23 protein-coding genes are annotated in these 24,322 nt (G+C 56.3%); 14 read left to right on the top strand and 9 right to left on the bottom strand.

The annotated features are described in order from the left end of the window. Positions 1-231: 231 nt before the first annotated feature. Both mrcB and hrpB read right to left on the bottom strand, forming a co-directional pair. Complete coding sequence (mrcB, locus tag ACMGGX_RS13590; protein ID WP_420298483.1) at positions 232-2,742, bottom strand: bifunctional glycosyl transferase/transpeptidase; 2,511 nt, start codon at positions 2,740-2,742, stop codon at positions 232-234. A 144-nt stretch (positions 2,743-2,886) separates the two neighbouring features. After that, positions 2,887-5,316 carry an ATP-dependent helicase HrpB gene (gene hrpB / locus ACMGGX_RS13585; RefSeq protein WP_348562036.1) on the bottom strand — a complete coding sequence of 810 codons (2,430 nt, stop codon included), beginning with the start codon at positions 5,314-5,316 and terminating at the stop codon, positions 2,887-2,889. Between the two features lie 73 nt (positions 5,317-5,389). Here hrpB and thpR point away from each other — a divergent pair, with 73 nt between their 5' ends. The 9 genes from thpR to panD all read left to right on the top strand — a co-directional run bounded on the left by thpR (position 5,390) and on the right by panD (position 12,327). After that, positions 5,390-5,944, top strand: a complete 555-nt coding sequence (gene thpR, locus ACMGGX_RS13580; protein ID WP_126796870.1) for an RNA 2',3'-cyclic phosphodiesterase — start codon at positions 5,390-5,392, stop codon at positions 5,942-5,944. Continuing rightward, positions 5,934-6,638 carry a DNA/RNA nuclease SfsA gene (gene sfsA / locus ACMGGX_RS13575; protein ID WP_205916166.1) on the top strand — a complete coding sequence of 235 codons (705 nt, stop codon included), beginning with the start codon at positions 5,934-5,936 and terminating at the stop codon, positions 6,636-6,638. Before thpR ends, sfsA begins: the two co-directional genes overlap by 11 nt. Positions 6,639-6,813: 175 nt before the next feature. Further along, the gene (gene dksA, locus ACMGGX_RS13570; protein ID WP_001155232.1) at positions 6,814-7,269 is read left to right on the top strand and encodes an RNA polymerase-binding protein DksA; all 456 of its coding nucleotides are present in this window, start codon (positions 6,814-6,816) and stop codon (positions 7,267-7,269) included. A 59-nt stretch (positions 7,270-7,328) separates the two neighbouring features. Then, entirely contained in the window at positions 7,329-8,219 is an 891-nt protein-coding gene (gluQRS, locus tag ACMGGX_RS13565) for a tRNA glutamyl-Q(34) synthetase GluQRS (protein ID WP_420298482.1), read from the top strand. Between the two features lie 42 nt (positions 8,220-8,261). Beyond that, positions 8,262-9,659, top strand: coding sequence for a polynucleotide adenylyltransferase PcnB (pcnB, locus tag ACMGGX_RS13560; protein WP_072162357.1), 1,398 nt, complete (start codon positions 8,262-8,264; stop codon positions 9,657-9,659). Next, on the top strand, positions 9,656-10,135 hold the full coding sequence (gene folK, locus ACMGGX_RS13555; RefSeq protein ID WP_420298481.1) for a 2-amino-4-hydroxy-6-hydroxymethyldihydropteridine diphosphokinase: 480 nt from the start codon (positions 9,656-9,658) through the stop codon (positions 10,133-10,135). The genes pcnB and folK overlap by 4 nt, the downstream gene beginning before the upstream one ends. A 123-nt stretch (positions 10,136-10,258) precedes the next feature. Further along, complete coding sequence (gene panB / locus ACMGGX_RS13550) at positions 10,259-11,050, top strand: 3-methyl-2-oxobutanoate hydroxymethyltransferase (protein ID WP_223534982.1); 792 nt, start codon at positions 10,259-10,261, stop codon at positions 11,048-11,050. Positions 11,051-11,061: 11 nt separating this feature from the next. Continuing rightward, entirely contained in the window at positions 11,062-11,913 is an 852-nt protein-coding gene (gene panC / locus ACMGGX_RS13545; RefSeq protein ID WP_023310431.1) for a pantoate--beta-alanine ligase, read from the top strand. A gap of 33 nt (positions 11,914-11,946) precedes the next feature. Further along, on the top strand, positions 11,947-12,327 hold the full coding sequence (gene panD, locus ACMGGX_RS13540; RefSeq protein ID WP_006810068.1) for an aspartate 1-decarboxylase: 381 nt from the start codon (positions 11,947-11,949) through the stop codon (positions 12,325-12,327). A gap of 3 nt (positions 12,328-12,330) precedes the next feature. On the opposite strand, the gene ACMGGX_RS13535 is transcribed toward panD, so the two are convergent. The 4 genes from ACMGGX_RS13535 to ACMGGX_RS13520 all read right to left on the bottom strand — a co-directional run bounded on the left by ACMGGX_RS13535 (position 12,331) and on the right by ACMGGX_RS13520 (position 15,879). Then, on the bottom strand, positions 12,331-13,578 hold the full coding sequence (locus ACMGGX_RS13535) for a polysaccharide deacetylase family protein (protein WP_045355167.1): 1,248 nt from the start codon (positions 13,576-13,578) through the stop codon (positions 12,331-12,333). A 62-nt stretch (positions 13,579-13,640) separates the two neighbouring features. Continuing rightward, positions 13,641-14,081, bottom strand: a complete 441-nt coding sequence (locus ACMGGX_RS13530) for a PTS sugar transporter subunit IIA (protein ID WP_181594407.1) — start codon at positions 14,079-14,081, stop codon at positions 13,641-13,643. 104 nt (positions 14,082-14,185) lie between these two features. After that, positions 14,186-14,956 carry an ABC transporter permease gene (locus ACMGGX_RS13525; RefSeq protein ID WP_023310428.1) on the bottom strand — a complete coding sequence of 257 codons (771 nt, stop codon included), beginning with the start codon at positions 14,954-14,956 and terminating at the stop codon, positions 14,186-14,188. Continuing rightward, complete coding sequence (locus tag ACMGGX_RS13520; RefSeq protein ID WP_003856300.1) at positions 14,953-15,879, bottom strand: ABC transporter ATP-binding protein; 927 nt, start codon at positions 15,877-15,879, stop codon at positions 14,953-14,955. Before ACMGGX_RS13520 ends, ACMGGX_RS13525 begins: the two co-directional genes overlap by 4 nt. Before the next feature lie 107 nt (positions 15,880-15,986). On the opposite strand from ACMGGX_RS13520, the gene can reads away from it, so the two are divergent. Further along, entirely contained in the window at positions 15,987-16,649 is a 663-nt protein-coding gene (can, locus tag ACMGGX_RS13515; protein WP_348562034.1) for a carbonate dehydratase, read from the top strand. 61 nt (positions 16,650-16,710) lie between these two features. On the opposite strand, the gene hpt is transcribed toward can, so the two are convergent. Further along, on the bottom strand, positions 16,711-17,247 hold the full coding sequence (hpt, locus tag ACMGGX_RS13510) for a hypoxanthine phosphoribosyltransferase (protein ID WP_008501948.1): 537 nt from the start codon (positions 17,245-17,247) through the stop codon (positions 16,711-16,713). Positions 17,248-17,455: 208 nt separating this feature from the next. Between hpt and ACMGGX_RS13505 the strand changes: the two genes are divergently transcribed. Next, the gene (locus ACMGGX_RS13505; RefSeq protein WP_196367366.1) at positions 17,456-19,846 is read left to right on the top strand and encodes a glucose/quinate/shikimate family membrane-bound PQQ-dependent dehydrogenase; all 2,391 of its coding nucleotides are present in this window, start codon (positions 17,456-17,458) and stop codon (positions 19,844-19,846) included. Positions 19,847-20,024: 178 nt separating this feature from the next. On the opposite strand, the gene cueO is transcribed toward ACMGGX_RS13505, so the two are convergent. Then, positions 20,025-21,593 (bottom strand): multicopper oxidase CueO, encoded by a 1,569-nt coding sequence (cueO, locus tag ACMGGX_RS13500; protein ID WP_348562033.1) that lies wholly within the window; start codon positions 21,591-21,593, stop codon positions 20,025-20,027. Between the two features lie 145 nt (positions 21,594-21,738). Between cueO and ACMGGX_RS13495 the strand changes: the two genes are divergently transcribed. The 3 genes from ACMGGX_RS13495 (at position 21,739) to speD (ending at position 23,866) form a co-directional block, all read left to right on the top strand. Further along, positions 21,739-22,086 carry a YacC family pilotin-like protein gene (locus ACMGGX_RS13495; protein ID WP_014882582.1) on the top strand — a complete coding sequence of 116 codons (348 nt, stop codon included), beginning with the start codon at positions 21,739-21,741 and terminating at the stop codon, positions 22,084-22,086. Between the two features lie 115 nt (positions 22,087-22,201). Then, entirely contained in the window at positions 22,202-23,071 is an 870-nt protein-coding gene (gene speE, locus ACMGGX_RS13490; RefSeq protein ID WP_023310424.1) for a polyamine aminopropyltransferase, read from the top strand. Further along, complete coding sequence (gene speD, locus ACMGGX_RS13485) at positions 23,072-23,866, top strand: adenosylmethionine decarboxylase (protein ID WP_032649781.1); 795 nt, start codon at positions 23,072-23,074, stop codon at positions 23,864-23,866. Positions 23,867-23,897: 31 nt separating this feature from the next. On the opposite strand, the gene yacL is transcribed toward speD, so the two are convergent. Beyond that, the gene (gene yacL, locus ACMGGX_RS13480) at positions 23,898-24,260 is read right to left on the bottom strand and encodes a protein YacL (RefSeq protein WP_023310423.1); all 363 of its coding nucleotides are present in this window, start codon (positions 24,258-24,260) and stop codon (positions 23,898-23,900) included. Positions 24,261-24,322: the final 62 nt, after the last annotated feature.

Here is a 24,322-nt window from a genome sequence, read left to right as displayed (position 1 = left end):
GAATCTCTGATGTGAAAGTGAATGATAACGTAAACGAGAATTATTATTATGAGCGCCAGAATAATATGCGAAACGCTGGTTGCATAGCAAGCAGTAAGCGGCCCTATGAGAATTAAGGGTTTAAGAAATCATCAAGAGAAAACGAAGGGTTAATCAGAGTTAAAGCGAGGGTTAACGAAATGAGGTGTACGGGTAAAAAAGCCCCCTTCCAGGGAAGAGGGCTTTAAAAGCTTAGTTACCGCCGAACATGTCTTTAATCCAGCCCGCGACACCGTCGCTGTCTTTCTTCTCATTCTGCTGCTGCGGCTGCTGTGGCTGAGAAGACTGGTCGAACGGGTTACCCGTTGGCTGTTCTGGCTGGCTTTGCTGGCACAGCGAGTCCGGGTTTGCGGTCCAGACAGGCAGCGTACGCATTCCGCCGCCGCAGACGAAGTTACCGGAGCTGTCCACGCCCATATCGACGATATCTTCCGGCGCAACCAGATTCAGCGGCACAGGAGACTGATTTGCCAGATAGCGCTGGTAAATCGACATCGCCCCGCTCGCACCGTACAGCTTGGTCGGCTGGTTGTTGTCGCGGCCTACCCAGGTGATCACCACTTCACGGCCATCAATACCGGCAAACCAGGTATCGACGTTGTTGTTGGTGGTCCCGGTTTTACCCGCCAGATGCAGACCCGGATACTTCGCGCCCAGCTGACGGCCGGTACCGCGCTGCACGACCTGCTGCATCGTCCACAGCGTCATATAGGCGGCCTGAGCAGGAACGGCACGCTCCGCCTGTGGGAAGCTCTGATACAGCACGGAGCCATCTTCGGCAATCACTGAGCGCAGGGCAGACAGCGGCGCGCGGTTGCCCCCGCTGGCAATGGTCTGGAACGCCTGCGCCACTTCGATCGGCGTCAGGTTAAGCGCGCCGAGGATCATCGCCGGCACCGGGTGCAGCTGATCTTTCGACACGCCCAGTTTTTGCCAGGTATCGACAATCGCCGGCAGTCCCAGCGACATGCCCAGGTTCACCGTTGGTACGTTCATGGAACGGGTCAACGCATCCACCAGCATGACCTGGCCGCTGAACTGTTTATCATCGTTCTGCGGTGACCAGACCTGGCCGTTAGGCTGGCGCAGGGAGATCGGCGCATCCGCAATCCAGGTATTCAGGCGATACTGATTTGGCTGGCTCAGGGCTGTGAGGTAGGTTGCCGGTTTTGCCAGAGAGCCGATTGAGCGACGCGCCTGCATGGCGCGGTTGTAGCCTGCAAACTGCGGCTCGGCACCGCCCACCATGGCGCGAACTTCACCGGAGTTACGGTCAACCACCACCATCGCGGTTTCCAGATCGCTCAGCTTGCGCTGTTTCTTCAGCGCCGGAATGCCCTCAACGGCCGCTTTTTCCGCCGCATCCTGCGCCACGGAGTCAAAGGTGGTGAAGATCTTCACGCCGGAGAGATCTTTGACCTTATCACCGAGCTTGCTTTGCAGCTCCTGACGAACCAGCTGCATAAACGCAGGCTGAGGCGAAATCACGCCACCGCGCGGCTGAACGCCGAGCGGACGCGCGCTCAGCATGTCGTACAGCTCCTGGTCAATCACCTGCTGCTGTTGCAGCAGACGCAGAACGAGGTTACGACGTTCCAGCGCCAGTTTCGGGTTACGCCACGGGTTATAGATGGACGCCCCTTTCACCATGCCCACCAGCAGCGCCTGCTGGTCCAGGCTCAGCTCTTCCACCGGACGGCCAAAGTAGTACAGGCTCGCCAGCGGGAAGCCGCGGATTTCGTTATCGCCGCTCTGACCGAGGTACACCTCGTTCATGTACAGCTCAAGGATACGATCCTTGCTGTAGCGCGCATCCATCAGCACGGCCATGTAGGCTTCGTTCGCTTTACGCCAGTAAGAGCGTTCGCTGGAGAGGAACAGGTTTTTCACCAGCTGCTGGGTCAGCGTACTCGCCCCCTGCACGGTGCGACCGGCAGTCAGGTTAGCCAGTACCGCACGACCAATCGAGTAGAGGCTGATGCCATCGTGCTCGTAGAAGTGACGGTCTTCGGTTGCCAGCAGGGTATCAACCAGCAGATCCGGGAAGCCGTTACGCGCCACGAACAGGCGCTGCTCGCCGTTTGCTGACGAAAGCATGGTGATCAGACGCGGATCGAGGCGGAAGAAACCGAACTGACGGTTGTTATCCATGTTCTCGATGGTGTCCAGACGATCGCCGTCAAAGGTCAGACGCGCGCGCACCTGCCCCTCTTTGCTGTCCGGGAAATCAAACGGACGACGGATCATCTCAATGCTGTTGGATTGCACGGTAAATTCGCCAGGACGGGTCATTTTAGACACCTGACGATACTGGGTGGCTTCCAGCAGTTTGACCATCTCGTTTTTGGTGATGGACATATCTGGCTCAAGGTTCACCATACGGCCATACACTGCCGCAGGTAGCTGCCAGACTTTACCGTCGATACGGCTGCGGATCTTCTGATCCAGATACACGCCGTAAATCGCCATCAGCACGACAAAAACAATAAACAGCTTCAGCAGCAGCCAGAACCAGCCGCGTTTGCCCCGAGGCTTACGCCCTTTGCCTTTTCCATTACGCGGCATCGGTTCTTCATCCTCATAATCGTCTTCATAGTCATCGTCATAGTCCTCATCTCTGAGGCGACGACGGCTTACCTTTTCTTTCGCCGGACGCGTTGGTTTTCCCTTACGTCCTATTGGCTCGCGGTCATTCCCCGCCATGCTTTTTCTCCGCAACTTTCAGGCGCAAAGGCCAGATTTTCTTTTCTTTCACAGGCCTGTGAAAGAAGAAATCTCTCAAAATTTGTTTTCTCCCTCTCCCCGTGGGAGAGGGCCGGGGTGAGGGCATCAGGCCGCACTCCCCTTTTACGAATATTTCTTCGTTCGCCGCGTCGGCGCCGTATTCGCCGGATCGTCCGGCCAGACATGTTTGGGATATCGCCCCTTCATCTCTTTCTGCACTTCACGGTAGCTTCCCGCCCAGAACGCCCCCAAATCTCGGGTGATTTGTAATGGACGATGCGCAGGCGACAGCAGCTCAAGCACTAACGGCACACGCCCTTCCGCAATGGACGGCGTGGTAGCTTCACCAAACATCTCCTGCATCCGAACCGCCAGCGCCGGCGGATTATCCTCATGATAACGGATGGCAATCCGGCTTCCGGTCGGCACAGTGTAATGCCCTGGCAGTTCACTATCCAGACGTTGACGTAATGACCAGTCCAGTAAATTCTGTAACGCGGTCTTAACATCAAGCGCCTTAAGGGCTCGCAGAGAGTGTACGCCGCTCATTTGCGGCAGTAGCCAGCGCTCAAGCGTAGCGAGCAGCGTCTCGTCATCCACCGCAGGCCAACCGTATTCCGGTAGCCACTTCGCGGCGCAGTGCAGACGAATGCGGTATTGCTCCGCTTCCGGCGTCCAGTTCAGGGCGCTCAACCCTTTTTCCCGAATTCCGTTCAGCATCGCCTGGTGAAGCTCGTCTTCCGACGGCTTCGCCAGCGGCTTCGTTCCTAACGTCAATTTACCAATCTGGCTGCGACGAAAGGCCTTCAGCGTGCCCTGGGCGTCATCCCATTCCACGGTATCAGATTGCTGAAGCAGCTGCGGACAGGCACGCGTCAGGGCGTCAATCTCTACGGCAATCGCCTGCAGGATACGCGCATCCGGAGAATGGCTGCCCTGCAGCAGCAGCGGGGCGATCAGCCATTCGTGGCGCGTCAGCGCATCATCGCTGTCCAGCATCGCCCCCATGCCGTTTGCCAGCTGGTAGCGACCGTCCAGCCCGCGCCGACGCGCAATCCTGTCCGGGAAGGCCTGGGCCAGCAGGAAGGCAATCTTATCGCTGTCAGGCGCACCTCCCCGGCTATTCAGGCGTTTACACAACTGCTGCGCCCGCTGCTGCCAGTTCCCCTGGCTGCGCGAAAACGCCTGCCCCAGATCGCTGCTGCCACCGCGAGGCGGCTCCTCAAGAATAGCCGCCAGTTTTGCCGCCGTGGCAATTTCATCATCCCCTTGTGCGGCCACCAGCATCGCGGCCAGACGCGGATCGTTGCCCAGCGCCGCCATTTTCTGGCCGCGCGCCGTCAGACGCTCGCCTTCCAGCGCGCCGAGCTGGGTCAGCAACGTGCGCGCAGCGGTGAGGTTTACGACAGGGGGAGGATTAAGCCAGGTGAGCTGCTCAGGGTTCGGGCAGCCCCACTGGAGCAGATCCATCACCAGACCAGACAAATCGCTTTGTAAAATTTCCGGCGTGCTTTGCTGTGCGGCGCGTTCAGCCTGCTCCGCGCTGGTCAAATGCAGGCATATGCCCGGCTCAAGACGCCCCGCGCGGCCCGCGCGCTGCACCATCGACGCCTGGCTGATGCGCTGCGTCAGGAGTTTAGTCAGCCCGGTACGCGGATCAAAGCTTGCCACCCGCTCCTGCGCGCTATCCACCACCAGGCGAATCCCTTCAATGGTCAAACTGGTTTCAGCAATGTTGGTTGCCAGCACCACCTTGCGCTGCCCCGCCGGGGCCGGAAGGATGGCTTTACGCTGATCCTGTAGCGACAACGCGCCGTAGAGCGGGCAAAGCAGCACGTCGGCGCCTACGCGGGTAGAAAGCTGATCCTGCACGCGCTGGATTTCACCGACGCCCGGCAAAAACAGCAGCAGGGAACCGGCTTCCTGGCGCAGCAGCTCAGCGGTGGCAATGGCGACGGCCTCGTCAAAACGCTGATGGGAGGGAAGCGGCTGATAGCGGCGTTCAACCGGAAACGCCCGCCCTTCCGAGCTGATGACCGGCGCATCGGGTAATGCCTGTCGTAGCCGCTCGTTATCCAGCGTGGCCGACATAATAAGCAGCCGGAGATCGTCGCGCAGCCCCTGCTGCACGTCCAGCAACAGCGCGAGGGCCAGATCCGCCTGCAGGCTGCGCTCGTGGAACTCATCCAGGATCACCAGCCCGACGCCGGTCAGCTCCGGATCGTTTTGCAGCATGCGGGTGAGAATACCCTCGGTGACCACTTCAAGACGCGTGGTCGGACCAACGCAGGTCTCGGCACGCATCCTGTAACCTACCGTTTCGCCCGGTTTTTCATTCAGCAGTTCCGCCAGACGCTGCGCCACGTTGCGCGCGGCCAGCCTGCGCGGCTCCAGCAGGATAATTTTCCCGCTGATATTTGCGTCTTTCAGAATCTGCAGCGGCAGCCAGGTGGACTTGCCCGCGCCCGTAGGGGCATTCAGCAAAACCTGCGGGGCATGGTGTAAGGCAGCGAGAAGCTCAGGAAGAATGACGGCGACCGGCAATGAGGACACTAACAGCTCCAGAGGGTTAACATTAGTCGGCGTACATTGTAGCATCGGCGCATATCATTACCGAGTCCTCCGTATGCCTGAGTCGAAACGGCTGTTTTTTGCCATTGAATTGCCCACCACAATACAGCGTCAAATTGTTCGCTGGCGCGCCGATTGCTTTCCGCCTGAAGCGGGCCGCCCTGTCGCGGCTGCCAACCTGCACCTGACGCTGGCCTTTTTGGGCGACGTCAGTGCCGAAAAACAGCGGGCGTTAGCCGCAATGGCCGGGCGTATTGCCCAGCCGGAATTTACGCTGCACCTCGACGACGCGGGCCAGTGGCTGCGTTCGCGCGTGGTGTGGCTGGGAACGCGCCAGCCGCCGCGCGGATTATTGCAGCTGGCGAATATGCTGCGTGCCCAGGCGGCGCGCAGCGGTTGTTATCAGAGCCCACAGCCGTTTCATCCACATATCACGCTGCTGCGCGATGCCGGTCAGGCCGTTGCCATCCCGCCGCCGGGTTTTCACTGGGCCTTTCCGGTCAACGCATTCGCGCTTTACGAATCCGTCTTTGCACAGGGACGCACCCGCTATACGCCGCTACAGCGCTGGACGCTGGGCAACACCGAAAGGAATTCCGATGAAGTTTAGTCCTCCCCTGCAGCACGCTACGCTTATCCAACGCTACAAACGCTTCCTCGCCGACGTGATCACCCCCGAAGGGATTCAGCTCACCCTGCACTGCCCCAATACCGGCGCCATGACGGGGTGTGCAACGCCGGGTGACAGGGTCTGGTATTCCACATCAGAAAATAGTAAACGCAAATATGCCCATACCTGGGAAGTGACCGAAACACAAAACGGGGCATTTATTTGCGTTAATACCCAGCGCGCAAATCAGCTGGTTAAGGAAGCGCTGACCCTTGGCACCATTCCCGAACTGGTGGGATATGGCACGCATAAAAGTGAAGTGAAATATGGCGATGAAGGCAGCAGAATTGACTTCATGTTACAGGCGGAAGACAGGCCCGAGTGCTATATTGAAGTAAAATCAGTGACGTTAGCGGAACAGGAAAATGGCTACTTCCCGGATGCGGTAACGCTACGTGGCCAGAAGCATCTGCGAGAGCTAATGAGTGTTGCGGCGGCGGGCAAACGCGCCGTATTGCTGTTTGCGGTGTTGCATTCAGCCATTGAACGTTTCTCACCTGCCCGCCATATTGATCCTAAATACGCGCAATTGTTGAATGAGGCACAAAAGCAGGGGGTAGAGGTTTTCGCTTATAAAGCGGAACTTTCTGCCGATAATATGACTCTGAGATCGTCTCTTCCCATTGTCTTATAAGGGATTAGACATTGACGAATAAGTGTTCTGGCCGCGTGCGCAAATACGCTTTTCCTCACAGGCTTGTCAAGTGTTACGTTTAGATAATTGCCATACGGAAAAGCATCTGCTATTTATAGCGACCTGATTTTTCCCCCAACACGGGGATCGATAGTGCGTGTTAAGGAGAAGCAACATGCAAGAAGGGCAAAACCGTAAAACATCGTCCCTGAGTATTCTCGCCATCGCTGGGGTGGAGCCGTATCAAGAGAAGCCGGGCGAAGAGTATATGAACGAAGCCCAGCTGTCGCACTTCAAGCGTATTCTTGAAGCATGGCGTAATCAACTCAGGGATGAAGTCGATCGCACCGTTACTCATATGCAGGATGAAGCTGCTAACTTCCCGGATCCGGTAGACCGTGCCGCTCAGGAAGAAGAGTTCAGCCTCGAACTGCGTAACCGTGACCGCGAACGCAAACTGATCAAAAAGATCGAGAAAACGCTGAAAAAAGTCGAAGACGAAGATTTTGGCTACTGCGAATCCTGCGGTGTTGAAATTGGCATTCGTCGCCTGGAAGCGCGTCCAACCGCCGATCTGTGCATCGACTGTAAAACGCTGGCCGAAATCCGCGAAAAACAGATGGCCGGTTAATACCAGCGCTGTTTACACACTCCAAAGGCGGGAGTCTCTCCCGCCTTGTTACTGTTGATATGTCTGAATCACACTATATTGGGCGCTTCGCGCCATCTCCTTCCGGTGAATTACACTTCGGCTCATTAATTGCCGCGCTCGGCAGCTACCTGCAGGCTCGCGCCCGCCAGGGAAAATGGCTTGTCCGCATTGAAGATATAGACCCCCCGCGTGAAGTTCCCGGTGCTGCAGAGACGATTCTGCGTCAGCTGGAACATTACGGTCTTCACTGGGATGACGAGGTGCTCTGGCAGTCAAAACGTCACGAGGCCTATCGGGAACGTCTGGCCTGGCTTCGCGATCGGGGGCTTTCCTATAACTGCACCTGCACCCGCGCGCGTATCCAGAGCGTGGGTGGCGTCTATGACGGCCACTGCCGCACGCTTAATCTTCCTCCGGAAAATGCCGCCGTGCGTATAAAACAGCGCTCCCCGGTGACGCGCTTTACCGATCTCCTCTCCGGTGAGATTCATGCCGATGAACGTCTGGCGCGTGAGGATTTTATTATTCATCGCCGTGACGGCCTGTTTGCCTATAACCTGGCGGTGGTCGTCGACGATCGTTTCCAGGGCGTGACGGAAATTGTGCGCGGGGCGGATCTGGTCGAACCGACCGTGCGACAAATATCGCTGTATCACCAGTTTGGCTGGACGGCCCCGGACTACATTCATCTGCCGCTGGCGGTCAATGCACAGGGCTTTAAATTGTCAAAGCAGAACCACGCTCCGGCCCTGCCAGACGGCGATCCGCGTCCTGTTTTGATCGACGCGCTGCGATTTCTCAACCAGAATGTAACCAATGAATGGCAGGATCTGCGTATTGACGAACTGCTGAAAATGGCCGTTGCCAACTGGACGCTCGCGGCAGTGCCAAAAATCCAGCATTCTCAAATGCGTTGCGCTGAGCTATGATTAGCCGCTTTTTTCATAACAAAACACACTACGAGGTGTACCATTTTTACCCGAGTCGCTAATTTTTGCCGTAAAGTGCTAAGCCGCGAAGAGAGCATGGCGAACGATGCTATTGCACAGCCACACATGTCGGTTATTCCGCGTGAGCAGCACACTATTTCCCGCAAAGATATCAGTGAAAATGCCCTCAAGGTGCTCTATCGTCTGAATAAAGCGGGCTACGAGGCCTATCTCGTGGGCGGTGGAGTACGTGATTTACTGCTGGGCAAAAAACCAAAAGATTTCGACGTGACGACCAGCGCCACGCCTGAGCAGGTGCGCAAATTATTCCGCAACTGCCGTCTCGTTGGCCGCCGTTTCCGTCTGGCTCACGTGATGTTTGGGCCGGAAATTATCGAAGTGGCGACCTTCCGCGGCCACCACGAAGCGGGCGCATCCGATCGCACCACGTCACAGCGCGGCCAGAACGGCATGCTGCTGCGCGACAATATCTTCGGCTCTATCGAAGAAGATGCCCAGCGTCGCGACTTCACCATCAACAGCCTTTATTACAGCGTGGCGGATTTCACCGTGCGCGATTACGTCGGCGGCATGCAGGACCTGAAAGAAGGTCTGATCCGTCTGATCGGCACGCCGGAAACGCGCTATCGCGAAGATCCCGTGCGTATGCTGCGCGCCGTGCGTTTCGCCGCCAAGCTCAATATGCGCATCAGCCCGGAAACGGCAGAGCCGATCCCGCGTCTGGCGACGCTGATTAACGACGTGCCGCCTGCCCGCCTTTTCGAAGAGGCGCTGAAGCTGCTGCAGGCTGGCCACGGCTTTGAAACCTACAATCTGCTGCGCGAATACAACCTTTTCCAGCCCCTGTTCCCGACCATTACCCGCTACTTCACCGAAAGCGGTGACAGCCCAATGGAGCGGATGATTGCGCAGGTGCTGAAAAATACCGATACCCGTATTCGCAACGACATGCGCGTCAATCCGGCGTTCCTGTTTGCGGCGATGTTCTGGTATCCGCTGCTGGAAACGGCCCAGCGAATTACCCAGGAGAGCGGGCTTGCCTACTATGATGCCTTCGCGCTGGCCGCAAACGACGTGCTGGACGAAGGGTGCCGTACGCTCGCTATTCCAAAACGCATTACCACGCTGGTGCGCGATATCTGGCAGCTTCAGCTGCGCATGTCCCGTCGTCAGGGCAAACGCGCCTGGAAGCTGATGGAGCATCCAAAATTCCGCGCCGCCTTCGATCTGCTGTCGCTGCGTGCTGAAATTGAACGCAACCAGGAGCTGCAGCGCCTGGCGCAGTGGTGGGCTGAATTCCAGGTCTCCGCCCCGCCGGAGCAAAAAGATATGCTCACCGGGCTGGATGAAGAGCCGGAACCGCGTCGCCGCCATCGTCGTCCGCGCAAACGCGCGCCGCGTCGTGAAGGGACAGCATGACCCTTGCGTATATCGCCATCGGCAGCAATTTAGCCTCTCCGCTGGAGCAGGTGAACGCTGCCGTACAGGCGCTGGGGGAGATCCCGCAAAGCAAGATCGTGGCGGTCTCCTCTTTCTACCGTACCCCGCCGCTGGGGCCGCAGGATCAGCCTGATTATCTGAACGCCGCCGTGGTGCTGGAAACCGCTCTGAATGCCGAAACGCTGCTGGACAATACCCAGCGCATCGAACTGCAGCAGGGCCGCGTACGCAAAGCCGAGCGCTGGGGACCGCGCACGCTGGACCTCGACATTATGCTGTTTGGTCACGAGACCATTAACACTGAACGTCTCACCGTTCCGCATTACGACATGAAAAATCGCGGGTTTATGCTCTGGCCGCTGTTTGAAGTCGCCCCCGATCTCATCTTCCCGGATGGCATCCCACTCAGGACCATTCTGGACAACCTCAACGCGGAAAGACCCACCCGCTGGTGATCCGGTTCCTCTGCCGATTAACCTCAAAATAATTGTGGCTAATCGGTTACCTAAAATCATTGTTCCCCCGAATGTTACTGTTAGAATGCGCAAAGATTCGCTTTTGGGCTATCAGGAAACAGTATGAAACCAACCACCATCTCCTTACTGCAGAAATGCAAACAGGAAAAAAAACGCTTCGCCACCATCACCGCGTATGACTACAGCTTCGCCAAACTCTTTGCCGAAGAGGGTATCAACGTCATGCTGGTCGGAGATTCGTTAGGGATGACGGTACAAGGACATGATTCCACCCTGCCGGTCACGGTTGAGGATATCGCTTACCATACGCGTGCGGTGCGCCGCGGGGCTCCAGCCTGCCTGCTGCTTTCCGATCTGCCGTTTATGGCCTATGCCACGCCGGAGCAGGCATTCGAAAACGCGGCAGCGGTCATGCGTGCTGGCGCTAACATGGTCAAAATTGAAGGCGGCGCCTGGCTGGTGGATACGGTGAAGATGCTCACCGAGCGCGCCGTGCCGGTGTGCGGCCATTTGGGCTTGACGCCGCAGTCCGTCAACATCTTTGGTGGATATAAAGTACAGGGCCGCGGCGATGCAGCCCAGACGCTGCTCGATGATGCTCTGGCGCTGGAAGCCGCAGGCGCCCAGCTGCTGGTGCTGGAGTGCGTGCCGGTTGAGCTGGCGAAACGCATCACCGACGCGCTGTCCATTCCGGTGATTGGTATCGGTGCAGGCAACGTGACCGACGGTCAGATCCTGGTGATGCACGACGCCTTTGGCATCACCGGCGGGCATATTCCGAAGTTTGCCAAAAATTTCCTCACCGAAGCGGGCGACATGCGCGCTGCGGTCAGGCAGTATATTGCCGACGTTGAATCCGGTGTTTACCCGGGTGAAGAACACAGTTTCCATTAAGGAGTCTCGTTGTGCTAATCATTGAAACCCTGCCGCTGCTTCGCCAGCATATCCGCCGCGCGCGTCAGGAAGGTAAACGTATCGCACTGGTCCCGACCATGGGCAACCTGCATGACGGCCATATGAAGCTGGTTGACGAAGCAAGAGCCCGTGCAGATATCGTGGTGGTCAGTATCTTCGTTAACCCAATGCAGTTTGACCGCGCCGACGATCTGGCACGCTATCCGCGCACCCTGCAGGAAGATTGCGAGAAGCTCAAAAAACGCCATGCGGATATTGTCTTCTCTCCGGCACCGGCGGATGTCTATCCTCAGGGTACCGATGAGGCCACTTACGTTGACGTACCGGGCATTTCCACCATGCTGGAAGGCGCAAGCCGCCCGGGTCATTTCCGCGGCGTATCGACCATCGTCAGCAAGCTGTTCAACCTGGTGCAGCCGGACGTTGCCTGCTTCGGTGAGAAAGATTTCCAGCAGCTGGCGCTGATCCGCAAGATGGTTGCGGACATGGGCTACGATATCGAGATTGTCGGCGTACCGATTGTACGCGCGAAAGACGGTCTGGCGCTCAGCTCGCGAAATGGCTACCTGACCGCCGACCAGCGTAAAATCGCGCCGGGCTTAAGCAAGGTCATGAACACCATGGCAGAACAGCTGCTGGCGAAAGAGTTAACGGCCGAAGAGATTATTGCTCTGGCTGAACAGGCGCTGAACGATAAAGGCTTCCGCGCTGATGATATTCAAATTCGCGATGCCGACACGCTTCTGGAGCTTACACAGACCAGCAAACGTGCGGTCATTCTGGTGGCGGCATGGCTTGGTCAGGCCCGCCTAATCGACAACAAAGTGGTTGAACTGGCGTAGGTTTCTCTACCCGGAAGATGAAAGGTAAACGTAATGATTCGCAAAATGCTGCAAGGTAAGCTTCACCGTGTGAAAGTCACCCAGGCCGACCTGCACTATGAAGGCTCCTGCGCCATCGACCAGGATTTCCTTGATGCTGCGGGCATCCTTGAAAACGAAGCGATTGATATCTGGAACGTTAACAACGGCAAACGTTTCTCAACCTACGCCATCGCCGCCGAGCGCGGGTCTAAAATCATCTCCGTTAACGGCGCGGCAGCGCACTGCGCGGACGTGGGCGATATTGTGATTATCGCCAGCTTCGTGATGATGTCTGATGAAGAAGCACGCCGCTGGCAGCCGAAAGTTGCCTACTTTGAAGGCGACAACGACATGAAACGTACCGCGAAGGCGATTCCGGTTCAGGTTGCTTAAGCACTATCCCTGCGGCTGATTGCTGATCAGCCGCGACATTGTCTCCAGCGAATCCGTTCTTAAGATGTACAGGCGTTTCAGTAAGAACGGATTATCCCCCGGCTTCACCTTCCCTTTCACCGTCGTCACCGCCAGATGAAAACCGGCGTCATTCGCCGCCTTTATCGCTTTATTGTCGTAGCCGCCAAACGGATAGGAAAGATAGAGCACGCGTGGATTAAACTGCGCCAGCGCGCGACGCGAGCGTTCAAAATCAAACAAAATCACGTGATAGCTGCGGCTCAGTAAAATCGGGTGTTTATACCCATCCACGCGGTGCAGGAAGTGGGTGTGAGACTGAATATCGAACACATCCTGAATCCCCTTAATCTCCTGCACGCTCATAAACTGCAGCGATTTTGGATCCCACTTCTGCGGATGGCCTTTTATGCGGGAAGAGATAATAAACGCGGTAGCCTTGAAGCCGTACTCTTTCAGCACTGGATAGGCATAGCGGCTGACGGATTTCAGGCCGTCGTCAAAGGTAATCACCACCGATTTTGCAGGCAGGTTCATTTTGTTACGCACGTACCCTTCAAGCTGGTACATCGTCAGGGTGGTATAGCCCTGATCGCGTAGCCAGGCCATCTGGTTGTTGAACGCACGTACGCTGGTGGTCGTGGACGTATGTCGAAAACGGGTGTTCTCTTCATCACGCAGAATATGATGGTAGGTCAGAACCGGAAGTCCGTTATCTTCCTGCGCATCCAGGCTGCTGATCCACGCCAGACGATTGCCGATGCGGATCTGGAACCAGGTCTGATTCAGACGGTCCTTCAGTTTATTCAGTATTGGATAGCGCAGATTGGCGCTTAACGTGCCGAAAGGCGCGCTGCCGCTCGACGGCGCGTTATACACCGGCGTGTCTTTCCAGGTAATGAGGTTCTGATTGCTCAGGGGCTTATTGAGATCCCCGAGGCTGTCCTCGACGCGCTGTTTCCCCTGAACAGGCTCCAGGTGCCCCTTGTCGATAAACCCCGTGCCAAAACCGAAGCGAAATTCGTAGTAGTCCGCCGCCGCAGGCACAACGGCCAGGATCTGCCCGGCACGCACGTTACCGACGTTGATCACGCTGTTCCCCACCTGCGCCCAGATCGCCGCGTCTTCGGTGGTTTGCATGTACTGGGCAGGCAGCGTGTGCTGGCTGAGTAAACTGGCTGAGCTGACGCCGGAAATGAGCATCAATAGCAAGAAAAGAATGCGCGGTAGCATGGTGTCTTAATCGGTGCGGAAAACTGCCGCTATTGTAACAAATGAGACATCAATACCAACGTTTAATTCTTATACAAATCGTGGAGCAGGACGAAGGGAGGATTTTTTTGCTGCTGATGCCACAAGCTGCTGACGCCCGGAACGCCCTGCGCCACGATGGCCTGGCGAAACTCAGCGCTGCTTAAGTATCCACGCTGCGGATACATTAACGCCAGCAGGGAGAAGTTAATACCCGAGATCACTTCACAGCACGCGTGCTTATGGCTCAGCAACGCGGCTGCGCGGTAAGGCGCCGCGCCCGATTTATCGGTAAGAAAAATCACGCCATCTCCGGTGTCAGTTTCATGCAGGGCATCGCACATCATGCGGCTCAGCATGTTGGTGCTCAACCCGCGCCAGTAGTTTACCGCCCGGCATTGCACCAGCGGGCCAAATCTGGCTTCAAGCTTATCCAGCATTTCCTGCGCCTGTTCATCGTGGCAGGTGATAACCCATCCCAGCATAACTCCCTCCTTAGCAGGCAAGTAGTTTAGCGGAGTGAAGGTTAGCTTACGGTGATAACTGTCAAAGAAAGTGCCCGGCAAACAGAACGTCGCCGGGCAAAAGATTAGCTGCGCAGCCCGCGTCCGCGCTGGATCAGCGACCAGCAGAGCAGGTAGAAGGCGATGATAAACACCACCAGCACCGCCACCGTGGTAAACAGCGGCACATCGGTGATGCCGAGGAAGCCAAAGCGGAACCCGCTGATCATGTAGACAATCGGGTTCAGGTGCGACAGCGCCTGCCAGAACGGTGGCAGCAGCGTCAGGGAGTAGAACACCCCGCCGAGATAGGTCAGCGGCGTCAGCACGAAGGTCGGGATCAGGCTGATGTCGTCAAACGTTTTGGCGAACACGGCGTTCAGCAGACCGGCCAGCGAGAACAGGATCGCCGTCAGGAGCAGCGTCAGCGCGACAAACAGCCACGAGTGGACCTGGAACGGCACGAAGAACAGCGAAATCGCCGTGACCAGGATCCCCACACACAGCCCGCGCGCCACGCCGCCGCCAACATAGCCCGCGATAATGACGTGCGTCGGCACCGGCGCGACCAGCAGCTCTTCAATATTGCGCTGGAACTTGGCGCTGAAGAATGACGACGCCACGTTGGCATAGGCGTTGGTGATCACCGCCATCATAATCAGGCCCGGCACGATAAACTGCATATAGGTAAAGCCGTGCATTTCACCAATCCGGGAACCAATCAGGTTACCGAAGATGATGAAATAGAGCGTCATCGTGATGACCGGCGGCACCAGGGTTTGCACCCAGATACGCATAAAGCGGTTGATCTCTTTCGCCCAGATACTTTTCAGCGCGACCCAGTAAAGATGCGTCATGCCTTGTCTCCTTGTTTGTCATGTACCAGAGAGACAAACAGCTCTTCCAGTCGGTTCGCTTTGTTACGCATACTTAAAACCTGAATCCCCTGCGCGCTCAGCTGTGAGAATACGCTGTTAATCCCCTGCTCGCGCAGCACTTCCACTTCCAGCGTCGAGGTATCCACCAGACGATAGTTGTAGCCTTCAAGTTTTGGCAGCGCGCTTTTCGCCGCCAGATCGAGAATGAAGGTTTCGGATTTCAGCTTGGAGAGCAGATTCTTCATCGAGGTGTTCTCCACCAGCTCGCCGTGCTGAATGATGCCGATGTTGCGGCACAGCATTTCAGCCTCTTCCAGGTAGTGGGTGGTAAGAATAATGGTGGTGCCTTTATCGTTGAGATCTTTCAGGAAGCCCCACATGGAACGACGAAGTTCGATATCAACACCTGCAGTCGGCTCATCGAGGATCAGCAGCTTTGGCTCATGCATCAGCGCACGGGCGATCATCAGGCGGCGCTTCATCCCGCCGGACAACATGCGCGCGCGTTCGTTACGCTTTTCCCACAGATCGAGCTGCTTAAGGTATTTTTCGCTACGCTCGAGGGCCTCTTTACGCTCAACGCCGTAATAGCCCGCCTGGTTAACGACAATCTGCTGCACCGTCTCGAACGGGTTGAAGTTGAACTCCTGCGGAACCAGCCCCAGCTGGCGCTTGGCGTTCACCACATCTTTTTGCAGGTCGTACCCAAAGACGCTCACCCGGCCGGACGTTTTATTGACCAGCGAGCTGATAATCCCAATGGTGGTCGATTTCCCCGCCCCGTTCGGCCCCAGAAGCGCGTAAAAATCACCGGCCTCTACTTTCAGATCTATTCCGCGTAGCGCCTGAACGCCACCCGGATAGGTTTTTTTAAGCTGCTCAAGCTCCAGTGCAATTGCCATGAAATTAACTTACCTTCAGTTCTTACACACGTTGTGTGGTTTCATTAAAAGTCGGGTTACCCTATAGTAGCGCAACGCAATAACTCGGTTACAGGTCGCTAACCTCCATGAACAACATAGATACACTCATCAGCAACAATGCACTATGGTCAAAAATGCTGGTGGAGGAAGACCCCGGATTTTTTGGAAAACTCGCGCAGGCTCAGAACCCACGCTTTCTGTGGATTGGATGTTCCGACAGCCGCGTACCGGCGGAGCGCCTGACCGGCCTTGAACCCGGCGAACTGTTTGTTCACCGCAATGTCGCCAATCTCGTGATTCACACCGATCTCAACTGTCTTTCTGTTGTTCAGTATGCCGTTGACGTGCTGGAAGTCGAGCACATCATCATCTGCGGCCATTATGGCTGCGGCGGCGTGCAGGCGGCGGTTGAAAACACGGAACTGGGGCTCATTGATAACTGGCTACTGCACATCCGCGATATCTGGTTCAAACATAGCTCACTGCTGGGCGAAATGCCGCAGGAGCGTCGCATGGATACCCTTTGCGAACTCAACGTGATGGAACAGGTATATAACCTGGGCCACTCAACGATCATGCAATCAGCGTGGAAACGCGGGCAGAAGGTCTCTATCCACGGCTGGGCGTACGGTATTCACGATGGCCTGCTGCGCAATCTGGAAGTGACCGCCACCAACCGCGAAACGCTGGAGCAGCGTTATCGTTCGGGAATTGCCAACCTTCAGCTTAAGCATGTAAATCATAAATAAAGCCGGGGATTTTCTCCCTCTCCCTGTGGGAGAGGGCCGGGATGAGGGCATTAGCCCTCGATTACTCGTCCAGCAGTACCACTTTCCCCACATACGGCAGATGACGATAGCGCTGCGCGTAGTCAATGCCGTAACCGACGACGAATTCGTCAGGAATCGAGAAGCCCACGAACTCTACCGGCACCTGCACTTCACGACGGTCAGGTTTATCCAGCAGCGTACAAATCGCCAGAGATTTTGGCTCGCGCAGGCTCAGGATCTCGCGCACTTTTGACAGCGTGTTGCCGGAGTCGATGATGTCCTCAACGATCAACACATCTTTGCCACGAATATCTTCATCCAGATCTTTCAGGATTTTCACATCACGGGTAGTGGACATGCCGCTGCCGTAGCTGGAGGCGGTCATAAAATCGACCTCATGGGGCACATGCACTTCACGGCACAGGTCTGCCATGAACATGAAAGAGCCGCGCAACAGACCGACCAGCACCATTTCGCTGCCGCTGTCCTTGTAATGTTCGGTGATTTGACGACCCAGTTCGGCGATACGCGCTTTGATCTCGGCTTCCGGGATCATCACTTCAACAGTATGTTTCATATTACTAACCAAATGATTTTAGTGAAAATCTCTCAATACGGATGAGTTAATATCCAGCACTGATACGCAAGCCAGCCATTATATCAGCAAATGGATAACCCTGGCGTATGAGTTATAAAAAGCAAATATTGTGATTCCGATCACACTTGTTAATACCTATAATTAGTTGCTAGCAAATTATTAACAAAAACTGACGAGTACACTTTCTATGGCTGAAACAAACTCTAAACAGCCGCGTCTACTGGTGACATTAACAGCCGCATTCGCAGCCTTCTGCGCGCTGTATCTGTTAATCGGTGGCGTCTGGCTGGTCGCTTTAGGCGGCTCCTGGTACTACCCGATTGCGGGTCTGGTTATGGTTGCCGTAACCGTCCTGCTGTTGCGTAGAAAACAATCTGCACTGTGGCTGTATGCCGCCCTCCTCCTTGCCACCATGATCTGGGGCGTCTGGGAAGTCGGTTTTGACTTCTGGGCACTGACGCCGCGCAGCGACATCCTGGTCTTCTTCGGTATCTGGCTGATCCTGCCGTTCGTCTGGCGTCGCCTGATTGTGCCGTCCAGCGGTGCGGTGGCGGGCCTGGTTGTTGCCCTGCTGATTACCGGCGGCATTCTGACCTGGGCCGGCTTTAATGACCCGCAGGAGATCAACGGTACGCTGAACGCAGAATCCACGCCTGCGGCAGCTATCTCGCAGGTCGCTGACGGCGACTGGCCTGCATATGGTCGTAATCAGGAAGGTCAACGCTACTCTCCGCTGAAGCAGATCAACGCGGACAACGTTAAAAACCTGAAGGAAGCCTGGGTATTCCGTACCGGCGATGTGAAGATGCCGAACGATCCGGGCGAGCTGACCAACGAAGTGACGCCGATTAAAGTCGGCAACATGCTTTATCTGTGTACGGCGCACCAGCGTCTGTTCGCGCTCGACGCGGCCACCGGTAAAGAGAAATGGCACTTCGATCCGCAGCTGAACTCCAACCCGTCCTTCCAGCACGTCACCTGCCGCGGCGTCTCTTACCACGAAGCGCGCGCCGATAATGCCAGCCCGGAGGTCATTGCCGACTGTCCTCGCCGCATTATGCTGCCGGTGAACGATGGCCGTCTGTTCGCCATCAATGCCGAAACGGGCAAGCTGTGCGAAACCTTTGCCAACAAAGGTATCCTGAACCTGCAGACCAACATGCCGGACACCACGCCGGGTCTGTATGAGCCAACCTCGCCGCCAATCATCACCGATAAAACCATCGTGATTGCCGGTTCGGTAACGGATAACTTCTCCACGCGTGAAACCTCCGGCGTTATCCGTGGTTTCGACGTGAACACCGGTAAACTGCTGTGGGCCTTCGACCCGGGCGCGAAAGATCCAAACGCGATCCCGTCGGACGAGCACACCTTTACCTTTAACTCGCCAAACTCCTGGGCGCCAGCGGCGTATGACGCGAAGCTGGACCTGGTCTATCTGCCAATGGGCGTGACCACGCCAGATATCTGGGGCGGTAACCGCACGCCGGAGCAGGAGCGTTATGCGAGCGCTATCGTGGCGCTGAACGCGACCACCGGTAAGCTGGCATGGAGCTACCAGACCGTTCACCACGATCTGTGGGATATGGATATGCCGTCCCAGCCGACGCTGGCGGATATTACCGTTGATGGCAAAACCGTTCCGGTGATTTACGCGCCGGCCAAGACGGGCAACATCTTCGTGCTGGATCGCAGCAACGGTAAGCTGGTTGTGCCAGCACCGGAAAAACCGGTTCCGCAGGGCGCGGCGAAAGGCGATTACGTCAGCAAAACCCAGCCGTTCTCTGACCTGAGCTTCCGTCCGAAGAAAGACCTCAGCGGTGCGGACATGTGGGGCGCCACCATGTTTGACCAGCTGGTGTGCCGCGTGATGTTCCACCAGCTGCGCTATGAAGGCATCTTCACGCCGCCGTCTGAGCAGGGCACGCTGGTCTTCCCGGGTAACCTGGGGATGTTCGAGTGGGGCGGTATTTCCGTTGACCCTAACCGTCAGGTGGCGATCGCCAACCCGATGGCGCTGCCGTTCGTTTCCCGTCTGATCCCACGCGGTCCGGGCAACCCAATGGAGCAGCCGAAAGACGCGAAAGGCAGCGGTACCGAAGCCGGCATTCAGCCGCAGTACGGCGTGCCGTTTGGCGTTACGCTGAACCCGTTCCTGTCGCCGTTTGGTCTGCCGTGTAAACAGCCTGCCTGGGGTTATATCTCCGGCCTGGATCTGAAAACCAACCAGATCGTATGGAAAAAACGTATTGGTACGCCACAGGACAGCATGCCGTTCCCGATGCCTGTTCCGGTGCCGTTCAATATGGGTATGCCAATGCTGGGTGGCCCAATTTCCACCGCCGGTAACGTGCTGTTCATCGCGGCAACCGCAGATAACTACCTGCGCGCGTACAACATGACCAACGGTGAAAAACTGTGGCAGGGCCGTCTGCCAGCGGGTGGACAGGCCACGCCGATGACCTATGAAGTGAATGGCAAGCAGTACGTTGTCATCTCTGCCGGCGGTCACGGTTCGTTTGGCACGAAGATGGGCGACTATATCGTCGCGTATGCGTTGCCTGACGAAAACAAGTAACTGAAAAAGCCGGGTGGCGGCTACGCCTTACCCGGCCTACGGAAAGATGCAAAACGGCAACCTCGGTTGCCGTTTTTGTGTTTGTTCCCTCTCCCCGTGGGAGAGGGCCAGGGTGAGGGCATCAGGCCGCACCTGCGAAATCCAGGCCGGGTAAGGTGAAGCCGCCACCCGGCTTTTTTTATACGGTAAAGCCGAGCATCATCCCCGTATCTTCATGCTCCAGCAGGTGGCAGTGCGCCATATAGGCAAACTCTTTCGGCGCCTCATGGTCAAACTTCACCAGCACCTCGCTGACGCCGCCCTCCACTCTCACCGTATCTTTCCAGCCCGCGCGATGCGCATCCGGCGCTTTACCGTTCTCTGTGAGAATGCGGAACTGTGTGCCGTGGATATGGAACGGGTGCAGCATCATGTCCCCTTCGCCTGAAATTACCCAGCGCTCAAACTGCCCTTTTGTCGCAGCAAACATCGGCGTATTCATGTCGAACGCTTTGCCGTTGATCATGTTGGCGTTGTGGAAATCAAAGCCGTGGTCGCCGTGATTCATATTCCCCATGCCGCCCATTTTGCCGTGGTCCATATTCATGTGTCCCATCATCTGGCCGTGCTGCATCCCCGCCATCGCCTTATCGCCATATTTCGCCATCAGCGCCTGCATGCCCATCATATCGAGCATCGGGTTCATGGAGAGCTGCAGCCTGCGCTGCGTAAGTCCCTCCAGCGACGGAAGGGCTGGCAAAGTGGTTAACGTATCAGGCAGCGTGCCGGAAGCGGCCACCAGCAGCGGCTGAATACGCAGCACCGGATGCGGCTTATCAAACGGTGCGACCGCCATCCCCATCTGGCTCACCGGCAGCGTCACGAGGTCAAACGGCTTGCCGTCGCTGATATCCACCAGCACCTCAAAGCGTTCGCCCATGAGCATCGGCAGCTCGCTCACCTTCACCGGCTCCGGCAGCAGCCCGCCGTCGCTGGCTACCACATACAGCGGGCGTTTATCGCTGGCGGCGAAATTCAGCGAGCGCGCGTTACAGCCGTTGAGCAGGCGCAGGCGCAGCCAGCCTTTCGGCGCGGCGTGCTGAGGGTAAATGGCGCCGTTGGTCAGCAGCGTGTCGCCAAACCAGCCTACCGCCGCGCTCATCACGTCCAGCTGGTAGTCAATTTGCCCGTCAGCGTTGAATTTCTTGTCCTGCACAATCACCGGTACGTCGTCGATGCCCCACTGCTTCGGCAGGCGCAGCAGGCGGCTTTCGTCGTCTTCAATCAGCACCAGCCCCGCCAGCCCCATCGCCACCTGATGGCCCGTTTTACCATGCTGATGCGGATGGAACCAGCAGGTCGCCGCGCGCTGATCGGGCGTAAAGGTGACGCTGCGCGTACCGCCCGCTTTGATGATGCCCTGCGGCCCACCGTCCACCTCGCCCGGCACTTCCAGCCCGTGCCAGTGCAGCGTCGTCTCTTCGGCGAGCGTGTTGTGGATATCCACCGTCACCGTTTTCCCTTTACGTAGCTGAAGCGCCGGACCGAGCAAATTGCCGTTATAGCCCCACGTCGTGGCGTGGTGCTCGCCGAACGTCGTTTTACCGGCCTGAACCACAAGCTGGATACGGCTGCGGGCGTCAGCGGTCACTAAGTCAGGGATGGGTAAGGCAGGCCTGTCGGCCGCGAAAACCGCGCGGCTCCAGAGAGGTAATGCGCTGGCAGCCCCCAGCACAGCGGAATATTTTAAAAAATCACGACGTTGCATGTTCATTTCCTTATTTCCAGCAGGCGATCTTTTGAGCATAAACCCTCCCCTTACCGGAAGGTCAAGTCAAGCGGCAATAATAAAGATCGTCGCACCGGCATCAAGTATGCTAACGTTAATTTTCCGTGAAGAAGTGGTAGAAGCAATGAAGACGTTTTTCAGGACAATTTTGTTCGGAAGCCTGATGGCAATGTGTGCGAACAGCTATGCGCTAAGTGAAAATGAAGCGGAAGATATGGCCGATTTAACGGCGGTTTTTGTATTCCTGAAAAATGATTGTGGCTACCAGAATTTACCCAACGGGCAGATTCGCCGCGCGCTGGTCTTTTTTGCCCAGCAAAACCAGTGGGATCTCAGCAACTACGACAGCTTCGACATGAAGGCGCTCGGCGAAGACAGCTACCGTGACTTGAGCGGTATTGGTATTCCCACTGCCAAAAAATGCAAAGCGCTGGCTCGCGACTCACTCAGCCTGCTCGCCTACGTCAAATAACCTTCCCGACGCCCCCTGTTGAACCTATAGCCGTGCAACCACGGTTATAGTTAGCTATCATGTTTCGCTCATTTTTTGTGAGCGTAACGGATGTTAACAAAGGAGGAGTCCGCGTATGGCCGACCACACGTTGTGGCATGAAACACTGCATGACCAGTTTGGTCAGTACTTTGCCGTTGATAACGTGCTCTATCATGAGAAAACCGATCACCAGGATCTCATCATCTTCGAAAACGCCGCCTTTGGCCGCGTGATGGCGCTGGACGGCGTGGTGCAAACCACCGAGCGCGACGAGTTTATCTATCACGAAATGATGACCCACGTCCCGCTGCTGGCGCACGGTCACGCGAAGCATGTCCTGATTATCGGCGGCGGCGACGGCGCAATGCTGCGTGAAGTGTCCCGCCATCGTTCCATTGAAACCATCACCATGGTGGAAATCGATGCGGGCGTCGTCTCTTTCTGCCGCCAGTATCTGCCCAACCACAATGCCGGTAGCTATGACGATCCGCGCTTTAGCCTGGTGATTGACGACGGCGTTAACTTTGTTAACCAGACCTCGCAGACCTTTGACGTCATTATCTCCGACTGCACCGACCCTATCGGCCCCGGCGCGTCGCTGTTTACCTCCTCCTTCTACGAAGGCTGCAAGCGCTGCCTGAACCCGGGCGGGATCTTCGTCGCACAAAATGGCGTCTGCTTCCTGCAGCAGGATGAAGCGCTCGACAGCCATCGTAAGCTGAGCACCTATTTCGATGACGTCAGCTTCTATCAGGCGGCCATTCCGACGTACTACGGCGGGATCATGACCTTTGCCTGGGCGACCGATAACGACGTATTACGCCATCTCTCCACCGAAATTATTCAGGCCCGCTTCCATCAGGCCGGTCTTCAGTGCCGATACTACAATCCGGCTATTCATACCGCAGCGTTCGCGCTGCCGCAGTACCTGCAAGACGCATTATCCACTAAGGGGGTGAGCTAATTGAAAAAGCTTAAACTGCATGGCTTTAACAACCTGACGAAAAGCCTGAGTTTTTGTATTTACGATATCTGCTATGCCAAAACAGCGGAAGAACGCGATGGTTACATCGCCTATATCGACGAACTCTACAACGCCAACCGTCTGACCGAGATCCTGTCAGAAACCTGTTCCATTATCGGCGCAAACATCCTGAACATCGCCCGACAGGATTATGAACCTCAGGGCGCCAGCGTGACCATTCTGGTCAGCGAAGAGCCGGTCGACCCGAAGCTTATCGACAAAACTGAACATCCGGGCCCGCTGCCGGAAGTGGTCGTGGCCCACCTGGATAAAAGCCATATCTGCGTGCACACCTACCCGGAGAGTCACCCGGAAGGCGGGCTGTGCACGTTCCGCGCCGATATTGAAGTATCGACCTGCGGCGTGATTTCACCGCTGAACGCGCTGAACTATTTAATCCACCAGCTGGAATCGGACATCGTCACCATTGATTATCGCGTGCGTGGTTTTACCCGCGATATCAACGGCATGAAGCATTTCATCGACCACGAGATCAACTCCATCCAGAACTTTATGTCCGAGGACATGAAATCGCTGTACGACATGATGGACGTGAACGTGTATCAGGAAAACATCTTCCATACCAAGATGTTACTTAAGGAATTTGACCTTAAGCACTACATGTTCCATACGAAGCCGGAAGATTTGAGCGAAGAAGAGCGTAAGGCGATTACTGACCTGCTCTGGAAAGAGATGCGCGAGATTTACTACGGCCGCAATATTCCGGCCGTGTAAGAGCAAGCCGGAGCAGGGATGCTCCGGTCTGTTATTTCTGTTTCATAAAGTCACGGTAGGCGTTTACCACCTGAAGGAAATCCTCTACGCCGCACATCGACAGGCTTTCTTCGTCGTAATAGCTCATCCCCTCTTCCATCTCGTCACCTGAAAACTCGAGCTGGTTGGCACGCACCATGACCTCTTCACCGTCCATCCACAGCGTATATTCATGCCCGGCGCGCTGCCAGGATCGTTCACTGCCTTTCACCGTATTTGCCGCCTGTTCAACCTCATCAAGAAGTGCGAGATTTTCTTTCACCTCTTCGTTAAACCAGTGTCCAACGGCTTCGTGGCCCATCGACATACGCACTTTCACCACTCCGGTGATGTCGCGCAGAAATTCGTAATCCATAGTGTTTTCCTCTGCAAAGCCATTACGGTAATTATCGCAGCAGCGAGGAAGAAAAAAAGCGG

Source organism: Enterobacter sp. BNK-29, from assembly GCF_048684785.1.
GTDB classification, from domain to species: domain Bacteria; phylum Pseudomonadota; class Gammaproteobacteria; order Enterobacterales; family Enterobacteriaceae; genus Enterobacter; species Enterobacter cloacae_M.
The sequence above is the reverse complement of the archived record's forward strand: the minus strand, read 5'-3'. Positions and strand labels throughout refer to the sequence as shown.

Excerpts from the sequence above, each read along its gene's own strand:
- yacL (WP_023310423.1), bottom strand. The coding sequence starts at position 24,260 with ATGGATTACGAATTTCTGCGCGACATCACCGGAGTGGTGAAAGTGCGT.
- can (WP_348562034.1), top strand. The coding sequence starts at position 15,987 with ATGAACAACATAGATACACTCATCAGCAACAATGCACTATGGTCAAAA.
- dksA (WP_001155232.1), top strand. The coding sequence starts at position 6,814 with ATGCAAGAAGGGCAAAACCGTAAAACATCGTCCCTGAGTATTCTCGCC.
- ACMGGX_RS13495 (WP_014882582.1), top strand. The coding sequence starts at position 21,739 with ATGAAGACGTTTTTCAGGACAATTTTGTTCGGAAGCCTGATGGCAATG.
- panD (WP_006810068.1), top strand. The coding sequence starts at position 11,947 with ATGATTCGCAAAATGCTGCAAGGTAAGCTTCACCGTGTGAAAGTCACC.
- ACMGGX_RS13525 (WP_023310428.1), bottom strand. The coding sequence starts at position 14,956 with ATGACGCATCTTTACTGGGTCGCGCTGAAAAGTATCTGGGCGAAAGAG.
- thpR (WP_126796870.1), top strand. The coding sequence starts at position 5,390 with ATGCCTGAGTCGAAACGGCTGTTTTTTGCCATTGAATTGCCCACCACA.
- sfsA (WP_205916166.1), top strand. The coding sequence starts at position 5,934 with ATGAAGTTTAGTCCTCCCCTGCAGCACGCTACGCTTATCCAACGCTAC.
- folK (WP_420298481.1), top strand. The coding sequence starts at position 9,656 with ATGACCCTTGCGTATATCGCCATCGGCAGCAATTTAGCCTCTCCGCTG.
- panB (WP_223534982.1), top strand. The coding sequence starts at position 10,259 with ATGAAACCAACCACCATCTCCTTACTGCAGAAATGCAAACAGGAAAAA.
- gluQRS (WP_420298482.1), top strand. The coding sequence starts at position 7,329 with ATGTCTGAATCACACTATATTGGGCGCTTCGCGCCATCTCCTTCCGGT.
- ACMGGX_RS13530 (WP_181594407.1), bottom strand. The coding sequence starts at position 14,081 with ATGCTGGGATGGGTTATCACCTGCCACGATGAACAGGCGCAGGAAATG.
- ACMGGX_RS13535 (WP_045355167.1), bottom strand. The coding sequence starts at position 13,578 with ATGCTACCGCGCATTCTTTTCTTGCTATTGATGCTCATTTCCGGCGTC.
- ACMGGX_RS13505 (WP_196367366.1), top strand. The coding sequence starts at position 17,456 with ATGGCTGAAACAAACTCTAAACAGCCGCGTCTACTGGTGACATTAACA.
- hpt (WP_008501948.1), bottom strand. The coding sequence starts at position 17,247 with ATGAAACATACTGTTGAAGTGATGATCCCGGAAGCCGAGATCAAAGCG.
- ACMGGX_RS13520 (WP_003856300.1), bottom strand. The coding sequence starts at position 15,879 with ATGGCAATTGCACTGGAGCTTGAGCAGCTTAAAAAAACCTATCCGGGT.
- mrcB (WP_420298483.1), bottom strand. The coding sequence starts at position 2,742 with ATGGCGGGGAATGACCGCGAGCCAATAGGACGTAAGGGAAAACCAACG.
- speE (WP_023310424.1), top strand. The coding sequence starts at position 22,202 with ATGGCCGACCACACGTTGTGGCATGAAACACTGCATGACCAGTTTGGT.
- cueO (WP_348562033.1), bottom strand. The coding sequence starts at position 21,593 with ATGCAACGTCGTGATTTTTTAAAATATTCCGCTGTGCTGGGGGCTGCC.